At 66.8% G+C, this 15,882-nt stretch carries 13 protein-coding genes and 1 pseudogene; 7 read left to right on the top strand and 7 right to left on the bottom strand.

What is annotated here, in order from left to right; translation table 11 throughout:
• Window positions 1-45 precede the first annotated feature (45 nt).
• Window positions 46-894 carry a serine protease gene (locus AB0C75_RS26095; RefSeq protein WP_362894125.1) on the top strand — a complete coding sequence of 283 codons (849 nt, stop codon included), beginning with the start codon at window positions 46-48 and terminating at the stop codon, window positions 892-894.
• Window positions 895-1,238: 344 nt separating this feature from the next.
• On the opposite strand, the gene AB0C75_RS26090 is transcribed toward AB0C75_RS26095, so the two are convergent.
• The 4 genes from AB0C75_RS26090 to AB0C75_RS26075 form a co-directional block, all read right to left on the bottom strand.
• The gene (locus AB0C75_RS26090) at window positions 1,239-1,964 is read right to left on the bottom strand and encodes an ATP-binding cassette domain-containing protein (protein ID WP_362894153.1); all 726 of its coding nucleotides are present in this window, start codon (window positions 1,962-1,964) and stop codon (window positions 1,239-1,241) included.
• An 8-nt stretch (window positions 1,965-1,972) separates the two neighbouring features.
• A complete protein-coding gene (locus AB0C75_RS26085) occupies window positions 1,973-2,494 on the bottom strand; it encodes a hypothetical protein (protein ID WP_362894124.1) in 522 nt (173 codons plus the stop codon).
• A gap of 82 nt (window positions 2,495-2,576) precedes the next feature.
• The gene (locus AB0C75_RS26080; RefSeq protein WP_362894123.1) at window positions 2,577-3,899 is read right to left on the bottom strand and encodes a hypothetical protein; all 1,323 of its coding nucleotides are present in this window, start codon (window positions 3,897-3,899) and stop codon (window positions 2,577-2,579) included.
• Window positions 3,900-3,980: 81 nt separating this feature from the next.
• Window positions 3,981-4,520, bottom strand: coding sequence for a hypothetical protein (locus AB0C75_RS26075; RefSeq protein WP_362894122.1), 540 nt, complete (start codon window positions 4,518-4,520; stop codon window positions 3,981-3,983).
• Between the two features lie 209 nt (window positions 4,521-4,729).
• Between AB0C75_RS26075 and AB0C75_RS26070 the strand changes: the two are divergent.
• A pseudogene (locus tag AB0C75_RS26070) lies at window positions 4,730-5,580 on the top strand (transposase).
• 150 nt (window positions 5,581-5,730) lie between these two features.
• On the opposite strand, the gene AB0C75_RS26065 reads toward AB0C75_RS26070, so the two are convergent.
• Window positions 5,731-7,347, bottom strand: a complete 1,617-nt coding sequence (locus tag AB0C75_RS26065; RefSeq protein ID WP_362894121.1) for a D-aminoacylase — start codon at window positions 7,345-7,347, stop codon at window positions 5,731-5,733.
• Between the two features lie 126 nt (window positions 7,348-7,473).
• Window positions 7,474-8,781: an alanine racemase gene (locus AB0C75_RS26060; RefSeq protein ID WP_362894152.1), complete on the bottom strand. Its 1,308-nt coding sequence runs from the start codon at window positions 8,779-8,781 to the stop codon at window positions 7,474-7,476.
• 190 nt (window positions 8,782-8,971) lie between these two features.
• On the opposite strand from AB0C75_RS26060, the gene AB0C75_RS26055 reads away from it, so the two are divergent.
• The 5 genes from AB0C75_RS26055 (at window position 8,972) to AB0C75_RS26035 (ending at window position 14,280) form a co-directional block, all read left to right on the top strand.
• Entirely contained in the window at window positions 8,972-10,030 is a 1,059-nt protein-coding gene (locus tag AB0C75_RS26055; RefSeq protein WP_362894120.1) for a sugar kinase, read from the top strand.
• A complete protein-coding gene (locus AB0C75_RS26050) occupies window positions 10,027-10,785 on the top strand; it encodes an IclR family transcriptional regulator (protein ID WP_362894119.1) in 759 nt (252 codons plus the stop codon). Before AB0C75_RS26055 ends, AB0C75_RS26050 begins: the two co-directional genes overlap by 4 nt.
• A gap of 7 nt (window positions 10,786-10,792) precedes the next feature.
• Window positions 10,793-11,203 (top strand): RidA family protein, encoded by a 411-nt coding sequence (locus tag AB0C75_RS26045; protein WP_362894118.1) that lies wholly within the window; start codon window positions 10,793-10,795, stop codon window positions 11,201-11,203.
• Between the two features lie 156 nt (window positions 11,204-11,359).
• Window positions 11,360-12,832, top strand: a complete 1,473-nt coding sequence (locus AB0C75_RS26040) for a gluconate:H+ symporter (RefSeq protein ID WP_362894117.1) — start codon at window positions 11,360-11,362, stop codon at window positions 12,830-12,832.
• A gap of 143 nt (window positions 12,833-12,975) precedes the next feature.
• Window positions 12,976-14,280, top strand: a complete 1,305-nt coding sequence (locus AB0C75_RS26035; protein ID WP_362894116.1) for an Nramp family divalent metal transporter — start codon at window positions 12,976-12,978, stop codon at window positions 14,278-14,280.
• Between the two features lie 99 nt (window positions 14,281-14,379).
• On the opposite strand, the gene AB0C75_RS26030 is transcribed toward AB0C75_RS26035, so the two are convergent.
• On the bottom strand, window positions 14,380-15,405 hold the full coding sequence (locus tag AB0C75_RS26030; RefSeq protein ID WP_362894151.1) for a chitinase: 1,026 nt from the start codon (window positions 15,403-15,405) through the stop codon (window positions 14,380-14,382).
• Between the last annotated feature and the right edge of the window lie 477 nt (window positions 15,406-15,882).

Below are 15,882 nucleotides of genomic sequence, written 5' to 3'. Positions count from 1 at the left end.
CCGGAAGAACTCCGGTCACTGGCATATCTGGAGGGGACCCCCCACATGAACAAGCCTCTCGTCGGCGCACTTCTCTCTGTTCTGTTCCTCGGTGCGGGCATCGCACCCGCAACCGCGGCAACCGCGGCAACTACCCCCGACGCCCCCGAAGTCCACACGAAGGCGGTCGATTTCGCCGGTACCGTCGCGCTCAGCAACTGTTCGGGCTCGGTCGTCCGGGCACCGTCCTCCGGGGCCGACGACCCGGCCCTCGTCATGTCCAACGGGCATTGCCTGGAATCCGGATTCCCCGGCCCGGGCGAGGTCGTGCTCGACCAGGCGTCGAGCAGGACCTTCACGCTGCTGGACGGTGCGGGCACCGGCGTCGGGACGCTGCGTGCCGACAAGGTCGCGTACGGGACCATGACGGACACCGACGTCTCGCTCTACCAGCTGACCAGTACGTACGCCGAGATCGAGAGCGACTACGGCATCGAGGCCCTGGAGCTCGACGCGGCCCGCCCGACCGAGGGCACCGCCATCACCGTCGCCTCCGGCTACTGGAAGCGCACCTACAGCTGCGACGTCGACGGCTTCACCTACCAGCTCAAGGAGGGCGACTGGACCTGGAAGGACTCGATCCGCTACACCTCCTCCTGCGACACCATCGGCGGCACGTCCGGCTCACCGGTGATCGATGACGCGACCGGGAAGGTGGTCGCCGTCAACAACACGGGCAACGAGGACGGCCAGGAGTGCACGGACAACAACCCGTGCGAGGTCGCCGAGGACGGCACCGTCACCGTCCGCGAGGGCATCAACTACGCCCAGCAGACGTACGGCATCGTGCCGTGCATAGGCGAGGGCAACAAGATCGACCTGACCCTGTCCGGCTGCGCGCTCCCGAAGCCGTAGCTCTAAGCAAGGCCCGGGGCGCCCGGCAGGATCCTGTCCGGCGGTTGGCAGGAGGCTGCCGTGCGCCCCGTCCCCCGGGGGTCGTGGCCGGTGCCAGACTGACGGCTGTTCACCCGTGACGCCCCGGCTGGACGGGGACCGGGGCGCCGGGCGGATTGCGGGGGAGACATGATGCGTGTGATCTTCGGCGGTAGGCGTAGAGCGCTTGGGGGCCGCTTTCGCGGCCCTCACGCTGGCCGGGGTGTCCTGGGTGGATGCCCACGGGCCGGCGCCCGTACCTAGGCTCCGAGGTGCCAGGGGCGTGCCGTACGCATGACACAACGGTGTTGAGACCTACGCGTTTTCTACTCCGAGTTTCGCTCGCCCAGCGCGGTGTACGCAGCCTCGGCCCTCCTGCCAGAGGCGACGCCTTCGGGTGCGTGTGAAAGAAAATATTCAGTACTTCCTGTGAACATGATTTTTCCAGAATTCAGCAGCGTCACGTGATCGGATTCTTCAGCCAGGTCAGACACGTCGTGTGTGGAAATAAGAATGTCCTTCTCCTCTGACAGGAGATGGAGGAGACTCCGAAAAATCCTTCGCTGTCGGGGATCCATTCCAGCAGTGGGTTCGTCGAGTAGCAGAATTCTGGCGTCGTGCACGAGTGCAGATGCGACGCCAACCCGGCGGAGCTGTCCTCCGGAAAGACGCGCTGCCTTTGTGTCTGCTTGATCCTTGAGATCCACCCGGCACAAAGCATTGATTGAAGAATCCCAAGCGTCACGCCGGTTCATCCCCTTGAGCCACCCCACGTAGGCAACTTGCTCACGCGCAGTGAGCGCAGCCATGGCAACGATTCGCTGCGGCATCCACGCTACCTTGCTGCGGTACATGCGCTCCCGGGACGAAATTTCGGCAAACTTGACGAATCCCTCGCGTGGGTAAATTACAGATGCAGCAAGTTTAAGTAGCGTAGACTTCCCAGCCCCGTTAGGGCCTAGGAGAATGCTTGTTCCGCGGGGGAGTTCGTAATTGAGATCCGATATCACGGCCTTGGACCAAGGTCGATATCCGTAGGTGCAATTACTCATCGTTAGTTTCATGCTTCTCCCGTCTCATGCGAACGCGGTTGCCAGAGTATCTGAGCAGCGAGACCCGCAGAGAGCGAGAAGAATGCTGCTGTAGCGGCGTACAGATTATTGAACTCTTCTGGGAGCACAGCCCAGAAATAGGGCTGCTGGGGATTCTTGTAGCCGAAAAATACAACGCAGAAGATCCACACCACTGGGATCATGGTTGCAGTCCGACCAATTATGCTGCGAGCGAGTAGCGTGAGGCCGACCAGGAAAGCTGTATTGCGTCCGGCCGTGATTGCTGAGGACGTGTCAAGGATCATGCTCACGCCCAGCGCCGAGACCACTGCAACCCCAGCAGAGGCCAGAGACAACCCTGCATCGAGGAAAGGAATATTTCGTAGCCCGGTCTCTTCTTGTGAGGAAACGCGAGACTCCAGTGATTCCACCAGGGTGGCGCAGAGCGGAATCGGGGCGATCAGCGCGAGCAGAAATCGACTGCTCGTCCCGGAGAGGATGGAGGGCAGAGAGACTGTCTGCCCCTGCATGGTTGCTACAACCAGAAGGTAGCAGATGAGCGCGGACGGCATTAGAATGTGTGCGCGGCGGCACTTAATCCACCACCACATATTAATTTGCTCCCGTCTGCTGCTTCGGCTCACAAGCCTGCTTACGCTCTTTTTTGTACCACTCTAGCTGGGCTGCGGGTGACATGGATTGCACTCTAGCTACGCGCTTCTCCTCCAAAGCTATGATCTCTTCGCGGTTCTTGAAGTTGCTCAACTCCAAGCGCTGCTGGCGCAGGTAGTTGTCCTGCTGGCCGACAATCCCTGCTGACCACAGCAGGATGCTCCGGGCGTGGATGTCGCTGACAGAATTTCTGCAGGGAGGCTCGGTGACCTTTCGAACAACCTGAAGCTGCGTGGTGCCCTCTTGCTGGCTGGCGATCAATGGAAGTTGCCAGCGGGAGCGGGTAGAGGGAACCGGGTGTCGGCGATTCACCACGCTGTCGATCACACTCTGGGGTGCTTCGACAGGCACCCCGGCGCCCTTCAATTTTTCCAGTGCAACCACAATTTCAGCCCTTGCTGAGGCTGCCTCGGTACCAGTTCCAGCAGGCAGACATACTTCTGGGGATTGCTCGGAGCATTCCATTGCGACATTTCCGGCTGATAGTGGTGGAACGGCACCCCAGTTTTTCGCAATGGCATAGGGTGCTAGCAACCCAAAAACCCAAATGGCGCAAGCCGCCGTAGTGATGCAGGAACGGGAAACCTTGCTAAACGATGGAATGGAGAGGGTTACTATCCCGAGGGCGAAGGAGCCGATGAAGAGAATGTGAGGTGTGAGTGAAATAATGTTCGCAGATTCTGCGAACATTAGATCCACGGGAAACTGGCCTGAGATGTGGCGAATCCAGAATGGTTCATAGGACCAAGAGGCCGAAATGAAGAAAAATACTCCCACGGCAAGGATAGGAGTCGCAATAAGGCGTGGGACGCGCAGGCCTATTCCGAACCCCACTACGGAGTGCGCTGTAGTTACGAACATCGCCATGATGAGCAGAGGCAGGACCCCGAGGGTCGGTGCTGTATCCGTCGCGATCAGTGCCATAGCGACAGGAAGGACTAGCATCAGCCAGGAGAGGGCCACCACCGGAGCCAGAACATTGAAGGCGATTCCGATACGGGAGCGCGATGGCGCGATTTCCCAAACGCCATTTGCCTTCAGTCTTCCGCTTTCCCATGCGGAAAGTGAGGAGGAGATTGCATAAGAGAGTGAATAGAAGGATAGCAGCACGGATGACGTGACGGATGGTGCGTACTTGGGTTGATGGTCGGGTACTTTGTAGTCGATTGCGAAACTTTTGAAAAAATACAAAAGAATCAAGCCGATTACGAGGGGGAAAGCCCATGGTGTGCTGCCGGCGCGAAGGCGTCTGATGAGGTTCATGAAGTCTTTCGGTAGGCTGATCGATGACGGCGGGGCGCCCGGTCCTCGGGTGCCCCGCCGCAAAAAAGGTGAAGAATCCTCTTAGTCGGCCTTTGTTGTGTCGATGGCCACTACGCGCACTGATAGGTTATTGCCGGAGTCGCTGCCATTGATGTACTTGATCTGGAAGAAGTGGTCGCCATGGGAGAGGCCAGTCCACTCTCCGGCACTAATTTTATCTTCTCCCTTGAAGCAATTGGTGTACACCTTGGTTCCCCACGATGTATCCGGCTGCAGGCTGCGTCTCCAGCGAAGGTCGACAGTGGTGCTTTCGGACAGTGAAGAGCTGCTGGTGTCGCAGCCCTTGAATCTGACCTCAGAATACGCCTCATCGGTCCACGTTCTGGACTGGAAGCCGGTAAGGACACTTCCCAGGCTACTCTGCCAGTTGTATGGCTGAATCACTCCCGATCCGGGGTCTGTGCTTGCTTCGGCGGCGTGGGACAAAGGCGCCATTGCGAAGCACGCGGCAGCGGTGACTCCACCTATCGAGCCAATCCGTATGCCGATGACTCTTGAGTTTGTGTGCATGAGCCCTCCCTGAGTGAACGTTTCTTCACTTTCCTGCCGCAACTCGATCACGGGTGTGTGGGGGTATGGCCTATCTGGCCACGTGATTGGCTCGATTTGGGCGTACACCCTTTCGAGGGGGTGGCTAATCTCCCAGATATTCCCATGAGGGCCAATGTGGGCTGATGTAACGTCGCGTGGTGATGATTTGTCCGCATCCATGGCGGTCTCTACCTAAGGCCTGTCCCGTAACTGCTGGTCACAGGTGAGGTGATCTTGCTGTGGCTGGTGTGATCACGGCGTCGGAGCCGTCCTGGGCAGCCCCGTTCACGGGCTGAGCCCGCGTATCTTCGGCAAGTTGGTGACTGCGCTGCGCCGCGAGGGTGCGGATCCGGTACGCAAGGGCCGCCCGTGGTCTCTTCCGCTGGAGGACCGGGTGCTGCTGGTGGCGGCCTACTGGCGCACGAACTTGACGTTGCGCCAGCTTGCCCCGCTCTTCGGTATCTCGAAGTCCGCGGCCGACCGCATCATCGACCACCTCGGCCCGTCGCTCGCGTTGCAGCCCCGCAAGCGGTTCCGTAAGGACACCGTGCTCATCGTGGACGGCACTCTGGTACCCACCCGTGACCACGCCATCGCCGAGCAGTCCAAGAACTACCGGTACTCCACCAACCACCAGGTCGTCATCGATGCCGACACCAGGCTCGTCGTGCTGGTCGGCCGGCCTCTGCCCGGCAACCGCAACGACTGCAAGGCGTGAGAGGAGTCCGGCGCGAAGGCCGCCGTCGGCAAGACCGTGACCATCGCTGACGGCGGCTATCCCGGCACCGGGCTCGTGATGCCCCACCGCCGCAAGGGCGAAGAGCTGCCCGACTGGAAACAGGCCCACAACAAGTCCCACAAACACGTCCGCGCCCGCGTCGAGCACGTCTTCGCCCGCATGAAGACCTGGAAGATCCTCCGCGACTGCCGCCTCAAAGGCGACGGCGTCCACCACGCCATGCTCGGAATCGCCCGCCTGCACAACCTCAACCTCGCCGGATATGCGCGCAGTCGGGCTCGTCATCACCCACGCCCACACCAGCCAGAGATCATTTACGGGACAGGTCTTACCGAGCCATTTCCAACCTGACTGGTGATCTTGGTCGTGAACCCGTCTACCAGGAGCTTTCTTCATGCCTGCTGCCGGGGTGTCAGTCCAACCACCCGTCAGGTTGGAAATGGCTCAGTGCAATGCTCGGGCGGTGACTCTTCCTGAACTCGTTTGATGGGGCGCAAGGGCTCAGTGTCGGCCGCCGCCCCGCACCGCCCGGCCCGCCAGGACGGATGTGCGGGTGCCGTCCTCGATGACGAAGCGGCCGTCGATCAGGACGTACGGGATGCCCACGGGCAGGGTGCGCGGCTCGTCGAAGGTCGACCCGGCCGCCACGGTGGCCGGGTCGAAGAGGACCAGGTCCGCGCGGTAGCCCTCGCGGACCTGTCCGCGGTCCGGCAGGCGCAGGCGGGCGGCCGGCCTGGAGGTCAGGTGGGCGACGCACTCCTCCAGCGAGAGGATGCCCAGCTCCCGTACGTAGCGCCCGAGGTACTGGGGGAACGTGCCGTACGCACGGGGGTGCGGCTTGTCGCCCTGGAGGATGCCGTCGCTGCCGCCGGTGTGCACCCGGTGGCGCATGATCTGCCGGACGTTCTCCTCGTGGCCGACGTGCTGCAGGATCGTCGTGCCGAGACGGTCGTCGACGAGCAGTCGCCGGGCCGTCACCCAGGGCTCCTCGCCGCGCAGCCGGGCGGACTCGGCCACCGTACGGCCGACGTATCCGGCCAGGTCGGGGGAGCCGACGCCGGAGATCTCGATGGTGTCCCACTCGATCGGGACGCCGTGGCAGCCGTCCGAGCCGATGACCTCCAGATGGTGGCGGATCCGCTCGGCCGTCGCCCCGTCCGCCAGCCGGGTCGTGATCGAATCGGGCCCGCCCTCGCTCGCCCAACTGGGCAGCATCGCCACGAGGGTCGTGCAGCCGGGGGTGTACGGATAGGTGTCGAGCGAGATGTCGGCGCCCGCCGCGAGTGCGTCGTCCAGGAGGGCGAGGAGCTCGGGGGCCTTGTCCTTGTTCACGCCGAAGTTCATGGTGGCGTGGGCGAGATGGAGCGCGCAGCCGGCGTCGCGGGTGAGCCGCACCATCTCCTCGTACGCGGCGAGGGCGCCCGCGCCGTACGAGCGGTGGTGGGGGCAGTAGTAACCGTCGTGCGCGGCCACCACCCGGCACAGCTCGGTGAGTTCGGCGTCCTTCGCGTACATCCCCGGGGTGTACGTCAGCCCCGACGACATGCCGACCGCGCCCTCGGCCATGCCCTGGGCGACGAGCTCCTTCATCCGGTCCAGTTCGGCGGCGGTGGCGGGGCGGTCGTCCCAGCCGACGGCGAGCATCCGGACCGAGCCCTGCGGGATGAGGTAGGCGGCGTTGACGGCGATGCCCTGGCCGCCGAAGTTCCGGTCGAGACGGTCCAGGTAGCCGCCGACGGTGCGCCAGTCGAAGTCGATGTCGCTGCCGTCGCCGTTCCACCCGGCGATGGAGCGGCGGACCTCGGCGAGGGTGCGGTCGTCGGCGGGGGCGTACGACAGGCCGTCCTGGCCGAGGACTTCCAGGGTGACGCCCTGGGCGGCCTTCGCGCTGTGGTCGGGGTCGCGCAGCAGCGCGAGGTCGCTGTGCGCGTGCATGTCGATGAAGCCCGGCGCGAGTGCGAGGCCGTCGGCGTCCAGGGTGCGGGTGGCTGTGGGGCGTGGGCCGGTGCCCTCCCCGCGGATCTCGGTGATCCGGCCGTCCGTGATGCCGACGTCGGCGCGGTAGGAGGGGGCGCCGGTGCCGTCGACGACGGACGCGTTGCGAATGACCAGGTCCATGGGTGCAGCTCGCCTTTCAGGAAGGGCTCCGCCCCCGGACCCCCGCGCCTCAAACGCGGCGGGGCTGGAATTTCAGCCCGTCCGGCGTTCGAGGACCGGGTCCGGGGCGGAGCCCCGGTTACGGGATCAGAAGAACGTGCGCAGGTAGTCCGTGACCGTGCCGTCCGCCTCGACCAGCGGGATCAGCTGCCACTTGTCGAAGGAGGTGCAGGGGTGCGAGAGCCCCATGCCGATCCAGTCGCCGACCTCCAGCTGCGCACCCGCCTCCGTCCGTACCCAGCCGTGCTGGTCGGACAGCCCGCTGACGGTGATGCCGGTGGCCGGGCGCACCGAGCCGTCGCGCGCCGAGCGCACGACCTGCGCCTCGGGGAGGTCCAGGTCGTAGGCGGCGTCGCGCTTGCCCGCGTTGACGAAGGCCTGCTCGGGGGTGGGCCGGGAGACGACCTGGGCCCAGAGGCGGAAGGCGGGTTGCAGCGCGCCCTCGTCGGGGATCCGGTTGAAGGGGGTGATGTGACGGTAGTGGCCGTCGTCGTGGCTGACGTACGCCCCCGAGCGCAGCAGTTTCAACACCGGCCGGCTCAGCGCGGGGACCTGGGCGAAGACATCGGCGACCGCGTCGAACCAGGCGCTGCCGCCCGCGCTGATCAGGATCTCCTCGCCGTCGGCGAGCGACGTGAAGCGGCCGGCCGCGTCGAAGTCCGCGGCCAGCGCGACGAGTCGGCGCAGCCACTCCCGTACGCGCTCGGGTGAGGCGTCAGGCACCTCGCCCTCGTAACCCGCGACGCCCACAAGGCGCAGGGTGGACGTGGCCGCCACAGCGTCGGCGACCGCCGCGCAGTCGGCCTCCGTGCGGGCGCCGGTGCGGGCGCCGTCGCCCGCACCCAGCTCCACGACGACGTCCACGGGACGCACGGCACCCGCCGCGCGCAGGGCCTCGTCCATCAGCTCGACACCGCGCACGGAGTCCACGTAACAGGCGAACGTGAAGCCGGGGTCGGCGTCCAGCTCGGCGGCCAGCCGGCGCAGCGCGACCGTGTCGACGAGCTCGTTGGCGAGGAAGATCCGCGGGATGCCGTAGGCGCGGTAGACCCGGGCCTGGTGGGGGACGGCGGCGGTGATGCCCCAGGCGCCGTGCTCCAGCTGGCGGGCGAAGAGCTGCGGGGACATCGACGTCTTGCCGTGCGGCGCGAAAGCCAGGCCGTGCCGCTCCGCGTACGTCTCGAGCAGGGCGAGGTTGGCCTCGACCGACTCGGCGGACAGGGCCAGCACGGGGGTGGTGAAGCCACCGGTGAAGAGGTTGCGGCGCTCGGCCGCCAGCGCGCCCACGGTCAGTCCCTCCGCGTCGGGCGGCAGTGCCTTGAAGCGGTGATCGACCCGCTCGCCGGCAAGTGCCGCCACGGGCTGGGTCACGGACGGCGTCACGGGCTGCGTCACAGGCGGCGTCGCGGACTGTTCGGGCGACTGTTCGGGGGACTGCTCGGCGGCCAAGGGGGCTCCTCGGGAAAGTCGCCGTTGCAACCTGTGCAACAGGCGTTGCGTATATCGCTCATGGCTGTCTAACATCCGAGCCGATGCCGGGTCAATGGTGAGCCCGGCGCCCACGGTCGACCACGAGGAGCCCAGAGTGCCCGGATCCGCAGCCAGGACAGCCACCGTGGACGTCGTCTGCCTCGGCGAGTCCATGGTGACGTTCCTGCCCTCGCAGCCGGGCAGCCTCGCCGACGTCCCCTCCTTCAGCCGCGGCATCGGTGGCGCCGAGTCCAACGTCGCCTGCGCGCTGGCCGGGGCCGGCCACCGGGCGAAATGGGTCGGCCGGGTCGGCACCGACGGTTTCGGCGACCACCTCGTCGACACGATCACCGGCTACGGCGTCGACACCTCGGCCGTCCGCCGCGACCCCGGCCGCCCCACCGGCATCTACTTCCGCACGGCGACGGACCGAGCCACCGACACCCACGAAGTGGCTTACTACCGGGCCGGTTCCGCGGCCTCCGCGATGTCCCCGCACAACATCCCGTACGAGGACCTCCTCGCCACCCGCGTCCTGCACCTGTCCGGCATCACCGCCGCGCTCTCCGCCGACTGCCTGGCGCTCCTGGACGACCTCACCGCCCCCCGCGAAGGCCGCCCCCTGGTCTCCTTCGACGTCAACCACCGCCCCGGCCTCTGGCGCGAAGGCGAGCCGGGCCCCGAGGTCCTCCTCGGCCTCGCCCGCCGCTGCGACCTCGTCTACGTCGGCGAGGACGAGGCCGAGGAGGCCTGGGGCGTCCACGGCGCCGAAGCGATCCGCGCGGCCCTGCCCGAGCCGGACGTCCTCGTCGTCAAGCGGGGCCCGGAGGGCGTCGTCGTCCACTCCCGCACCCCGGACAGCCCGGACCGGGACACCGTCACCACCGTCCCCTCCCTGCGCGTCGACGTCGTCGCCGCCGTCGGAGCGGGCGACGCCTTCGCCGCAGGCTTTCTCTCCGCCACCCTCCGCGGCCTGCCCGTACGTGACAGGGCCCGGCACGGCCACCTCATGGCCGCTGCCGTCCTCACCGTCCCCGGCGACCTCACGGGCCCCCCGCCCCGCGCGTACGCCGACCGGCTCGCCGCCCTGGACGACGAGGCCTGGGGCACACTTCGTCTCGGCCCCGGCTGGACAGTCGTCCCCGGGGCGAACGAGGAGGTACGAGTCCCATGAGCCAGACCGTCGACCGCGCGCTGAGCATCCTGCCGCTGCTCGCCCAGGGCCCCGCCGACCTCGGCCAGGTCGCGGAACGGCTGGGCGTCCACAAGTCCACGGCGCTGCGCCTGCTCCGTACGCTGCACGAGCACGGGCTCGTCTACCGCCAGGAGGACCAGCGCTACCGCCTCGGCGCCCGGCTCTTCGCGCTCGCCCAGGAGGCCGTCGAGAACCTCGACGTACGGGAGATCGCCCACAGCCACCTCGTCGCGCTCAACGAACAGTGCGGGCACACCGTCCACCTCGCGGTGTACGAGGAGAACGAGGTTCTCTACATCGACAAGGTCGAGAGCCGCTACCCCGTGCGGATGTACTCACGGATCGGCAAACCCGTCGCGATCACCGTCGCCGCCGTCGCGAAGCTGCTCCTCGCCGACCTCGCCGAGCCCGAGCGCCGCGCGATCGCCGAACGCCTCGACTACCCCATGTACACGTCCCGTTCGCTCCCGAACGCCGGCGCCTTCCTCAAGGAACTCGCCGTCGTACGCGAACAGGGCTGGGCCACCGATCTCGGAGGCCACGAGGAGTCCATCAACTGCGTCGGCGCCCCCATCCGGGGTGCGGACGGGCGGGTCGTCGCCGCCATGTCGGTGTCCGCACCGAACGTGGTCGTCACGGCCGAGGAACTCCTCACCCTGCTTCCCCTGGTACGCCGCACCGCGGACGCCGTCAGCCGGGAGTACTCCGGCACCGCCCCCACCAAGAAAGCCTGAATCCGCCATGACCGAGAAGACCGCCCTCACCCCCAGCACCCACACCACCCCGCCCGCCAAGTTCTCGCACGGCGTGAGGAAGGGGAACATCCTCCAGGTCGCCGGCCAGGTCGGTTTCCTGCCCGCCGTGGAGGGCCAGGCCCCCACCCCGGCAGGACCGACGCTCCGTGAGCAGACCCTGCAGACCTTCGCCAACGTCAAGGCGATCCTGGAGGAGGGCGGCGCGAGCTGGGACGACGTGATGATGATGCGCGTCTACCTCACGGACGTCGACCACTTCGCCGAGATGAACGCGATCTACAACGAGTACTTCGAGGAGCAGGGCCTGAAGGCCCCCGCAGCCGCACGTACGACGGTGTACGTCGGCCTGCCCAAGGGCCTGCTCATCGAGATCGACGCCCTCGCGGTGCTCGGCTGACCGTCCCCGGCCGGCCACACCACCACCCGGGCTGAATCACTTGACCCACCGCACCACCCAGCAGCACGGCACGGCGCCCCACCGCTCCCGCACGGGGCCGCCGTGCCGCGCTCCTCCCTGCCCGAAGGGCCCCGTCACCAACGGAGTTGACCGCTCATGCTGCTCGCTGCCGCCCCCGCACCCGACGCGCCACCCCACACCGGTGGACTGCTGCTCCTGATCGGCGGAACACCCGGTCTGCTGACCGTCGCCGCCCTCGGGATCGTGCTCCTGCTGTTCCTGATCATCAAGGCCAGGCTCCAGCCGTTCGTCGCGCTGCTCGCCGTATCCATAGCCGTCGGCCTCGGCGCTGGTCTCTCCGTCACCGAACTCTTCGGCACGGTCCAGAAGTCGGCCGCCGTCTCGGTCATCGAATCGGGCATGGGCGGCATCCTGGGGCACGTCGCGATCATCATCGGCCTCGGCACGATGCTCGGCGCGATCCTGGAGGTGTCCGGCGGCGCGGAGGTCCTGAGCGCCCGCCTGCTGAACCTCTTCGGCGAGAAGCGCGCCCCGCTCGCCATGGGCCTCACCGGCCTCATCTTCGGTATCCCGGTCTTCTTCGACGTCGGCATCTTCGTCCTCGCGCCGATCGTCTACGCCGCCGCCAAGCGCTCCGGCAAGTCGGTCGTCCTCTACGCGATGCCGCTGCTGGCGGGCCTCTCGATGACCCACGCGTTCCTGCCGCCACACCCCGGTCCGGTCGCCGCGGCGGGCCTCTTCAACGTCTCCCTCGGCTGGGTCATCCTGATGGGCGCCCTCGTCGGCATCCCGTCCGTCCTCGCCGCCTGGGGTTACGCCGCCTGGATCGGCAAGCGCATCTTCGTCGACGTCCCGCAGGACATGGTCGAGGCGGCCGCCGAGGCCAAGGCCGCGGTCGTCGCCGAGCAGCGCGCCGCCGGTGTCACCCCCCACGAGAAGCCCGTCCCGCTCTCCACGGTGCTCGCGATCATCGGTACGCCGCTGATCCTCATCCTGGCCGCGACGTTCTCCTCCATCGCGCTCGACCCGTCCACCCTGCGCTCGGTCATCGAGTTCTTCGGAAACCCGTTCGTCGCGCTGACGATCGCCCTGCTCCTCGCCTACTACCTGCTGGGCATCCGGCGGGGCTGGTCCCGCAAGTCCCTCGAATCGGTCTCCACGTCCTCGCTGAAGCCCGTCGGCAACATCCTGCTGGTCGTCGGCGCGGGCGGGATCTTCGGAGCCGTGCTGAAGGGCAGCGGCATCGCGGACGCGCTCGCCGACACCTTCAACGACGTCGGCCTCCCGGTCATCCTGCTCGCCTGGCTGATCTCCGTGGTCCTGCGGGTCGCCCAGGGTTCGGCGACGGTCGCGATCGTCACCACCGCCGGCATCGTCGTCCCGCTCGTCGAGGGACAGGGCATGTCGCAGGCCCACCTCGCGCTGATCATCATGGCGATCTCGGCGGGCTCCATCTTCGCCTCGCACGTCAACGACGGCGGGTTCTGGATGGTCTCGAAGTACTTCGGCATCTCCGAGCGCGACACCCTGAAGACCTGGACGGTCCTGGAAACGGTCCTCTCGGTCGCCGGCTTCGTGGTGGCCGCCGCCCTGAGCCTGGTGATCTAGGGTCTCTCGTTTGGATCAGGCCGGGCTCGCGGGGTCCGGCCTGATCCAAACGAAAGACCCGAGGACAGTTCGTCCGTACGCTCCTCCCGCGCTTACGACGCGCCCCCTTGTGCGATCCTCCGCCATGCGCTTCCTTGACCGACATGGCGGAGACAAGCGAGACCACAGGTGCGGGGGAGCTGAGCCCCCGGCCGCGTAAGTCCAGTTGGCGCTACATCGGGCCCGGCATCGTCGTCGCGGCCACCGGCGTCGGAGCGGGGGATCTGGTCGCGACGCTCATCGCGGGCAGCAAATTCGGCTACACCCTCATGTGGGCGGCCGTGATCGGCTGCCTCGTCAAGATCTCCCTCGCGGAGGCGGTGGGCCGCTGGCACCTCGCGACGGGACGCACCCTCTTCGACGGCTGGCGCACCCTCGGCGGGTGGACCACCGGCTACTTCGCGGTGTACGTCGTCGTCTGGGGCTTCGTGTACGGCGCGACGGCCATGTCGTCGAGCGCCCTGCCCATCGTGGCGCTCTTCCCGGACGGTCCTGGACTGAAGACCTGGGCGATCATCACCGGGCTGATCGGTCTGGTCTTCGTCTGGTTCAACCAGTACGCCGTATTCGAGAAGGTCATGACGGTCCTGATCGGCGTGATGTTCGTCGTCGTGGTCTACGTCGCGATCCGGGTGGTACCGGACGTCGGTGCCTCCTTCGCGGGGCTGCTCCCCGTCCTTCCCGACGGGTCGCTGATCTACACGCTCGGGCTGATCGGCGGGGTCGGCGGCACCATCACCATGGCGGCGTACGGGTACTGGGTGAACGCCAAGGGGTGGTCCGACGCCTCCTGGATGAAGGTGATGCGGATCGACAACCGGGTCGCCTACATCACGACCGGCATCTTCGTCGTGGCGATGCTGATCGTCGGGGCGGAGCTGCTGCACTCCTCGCAGATCGCCCTGACGAGCGGCGACCGGGGGCTGGTCGACCTCGGTGAGGTCCTTCAGGACCGCTTCGGTGCGGGCACCGCGAAGCTGTTCCTGATCGGCTTCTTCGCGGCGTCGTTCTCGTCGCTCATCGGTGTGTGGCATGGCGTGAGCCTGATGTTCGCCGACTTCGTGGAGCGGTTCAGGGGCGCCCGTGGCCACGCGGGCGTGGAGGGGGCGGGCAGCGGGACGGTCGGCCGCCAGGAGCGGTCCGTGCCCTTCCGCGCGTATCTGCTCTGGCTGACGTTCCCGCCGATGACGCTGCTGTGGCTGGACGAGCCCTTCGGTCTTGTCATCGGCTACGGGGTGCTGGGCGCGTTCTTCATGCCGTTCCTCGCGCTGACCCTGATCTGGCTGCTCAACTCCTCGCGTACGCCCAGGGAGTGGCGTAACGGCTGGCTCAGCAACGGGATGCTGGGCGCGGCGGGTCTGCTGTTCATCGTGCTGTGCGTCCAGCAGGTGCGCGAACTGCCCTGGTGACAGGGGACGACGCAGCAGCGCCGCCGGGGGAGCGGCGGCGCTGCTGGATCGTCGGCCCGGGGTGTGACCGGGTCACGGGGTGTCGATGACGGGGTACGGCTACGGGAGTCCGTGGACGTGCGCGCCGACCGAGTCGGACCAGGCGTTGCCCGCGGCGGCGTCCCAGTTCGTCGACCAGGCCATCGCGCCGCGCAGCCCCGGGTAGGTGGTGTCGGGCTTGAACGAACCGCAGTTCGTGCCCTCGGTCAGGCAGTCCAGTGCCGCGTTCACGATGGCCGGCTCGACATAGCCGCTGCCGGCGCCGCTGGCGGAGGCGGGGACACCGAGGCCGACCTGGGACGGGTCGAGGCCGCCCTCCAGCTGGATGCAGGCGAGCGCGGTGAGGAAGTCCACCGAGCCCTGCGAGTAGACGTTGCCGTCGCAGCCCAGCATCGAACCGCTGTTGTAGTACTGCATGTTGACGACGGTCAGGATGTCCTTGATGTCGAGCGCCGTCTTGAAGTACTCGGTGGACGTCGACTGCATGTCGATGGTCTGCGGGGCCATGGTGATCACCAGGTCGGAGCCCACCTCCGACGACAGGGAACGCAGCGCCTTCGTCATGTACGTGGAGTCGAGGCCGTTCTCCAGGTCGATGTCGACGCCGTTGAAGCCGTACTCCTGGATGAGGCCGGACAGCGAGTCCGCGAAGGCGGCCGCGGAGGCGTCGCTGTTGACGGCGACGGCTCCCTTCTCGCCTCCGACGGAGATGATGACGTTCTTGCCGTCGGCCTGCTTGGCCTTGATGTCGTCCTTGAACTGGTCGACGGTGTAGCCGCCGAGGCCGGCCGAGTCCAGGTTGAAGGTGACACCGCCGGGCGTGTCCGTGGCGTCCGCGAAGGAGACGGCGATGATGTCGTAGTTCTCGGGGACGTCGCTGAGCTTCTGGACGGTGGCACCGTTGTCGAAGTTCTGCCAGTAGCCCGTGACCGCGTGCGCGGGGACCGACGCGGCACCTGCGCCCGCCGCCTCGCCGGTCTTCGCGGCCGTGTCGGTGTCGCCCGCCTGCGCGGTGGTGACGAGCCCGGTGACGCCGAGCGCCCCGGCTGCGACGGCGGCCACGACCCCGCCGACGAGAGGCCTGATCCGGCGCCTTCTGTGTGTGCTGCTGCCTGCGGAGTGTTCCACTTGCTGCCTCCGGTGGGGGGAGTTGGGGGGATGCTTGCGGAAACGGTGGCCACCCGTTGGCCTGATAAACTGGTCCAGACCAATCAAGATGTCAAGACCTCTGGCGATACGGATGTGCCGGGCGGCGAGCGCGCGCCGGTGTCGGGGGCGCGGGGCGTGCACACCTTCGGGTGACTCGGCCCGGATGCCCGGAACGTGACGGAGCGGATATCGAGGGCGGGTCCGGGAAAGCGAGCGGATTCGCCGCCATCCGTTCTGACGTGGGCAGATTAATTCCGGCGGTTTTCAAACCCGGACGGCCGGGGTAACTCTGCGCAGTGGTACAGGAGTTAACCGGTCTGCCTTTCGTCCGATTTCGTACGGAGGCGGAGCGAACGCGTGTCCAGTACGTCTTCGTACTGGGTTCCGATATCTGTTCTCTGCCTGGTGTGACGT

The sequence above is a fragment of the Streptomyces sp. NPDC048565 genome (genome assembly GCF_040650935.1).
Lineage (GTDB): Bacteria > Actinomycetota > Actinomycetes > Streptomycetales > Streptomycetaceae > Streptomyces.
This window is presented reverse-complemented; position numbering and strand designations above follow the sequence as displayed.

Coding starts and splice junctions, on each gene's coding strand:
- AB0C75_RS26085 (WP_362894124.1), bottom strand. CDS start 2,494: ATGCAGGGGCAGACAGTCTCTCTGCCCTCCATCCTCTCCGGGACGAGC.
- AB0C75_RS26045 (WP_362894118.1), top strand. CDS start 10,793: ATGACCGAGAAGACCGCCCTCACCCCCAGCACCCACACCACCCCGCCC.
- AB0C75_RS26095 (WP_362894125.1), top strand. CDS start 46: ATGAACAAGCCTCTCGTCGGCGCACTTCTCTCTGTTCTGTTCCTCGGT.
- AB0C75_RS26065 (WP_362894121.1), bottom strand. CDS start 7,347: ATGGACCTGGTCATTCGCAACGCGTCCGTCGTCGACGGCACCGGCGCC.
- AB0C75_RS26035 (WP_362894116.1), top strand. CDS start 12,976: ATGGCGGAGACAAGCGAGACCACAGGTGCGGGGGAGCTGAGCCCCCGG.
- AB0C75_RS26080 (WP_362894123.1), bottom strand. CDS start 3,899: ATGAACCTCATCAGACGCCTTCGCGCCGGCAGCACACCATGGGCTTTC.
- AB0C75_RS26050 (WP_362894119.1), top strand. CDS start 10,027: ATGAGCCAGACCGTCGACCGCGCGCTGAGCATCCTGCCGCTGCTCGCC.
- AB0C75_RS26040 (WP_362894117.1), top strand. CDS start 11,360: ATGCTGCTCGCTGCCGCCCCCGCACCCGACGCGCCACCCCACACCGGT.
- AB0C75_RS26090 (WP_362894153.1), bottom strand. CDS start 1,964: ATGAGTAATTGCACCTACGGATATCGACCTTGGTCCAAGGCCGTGATA.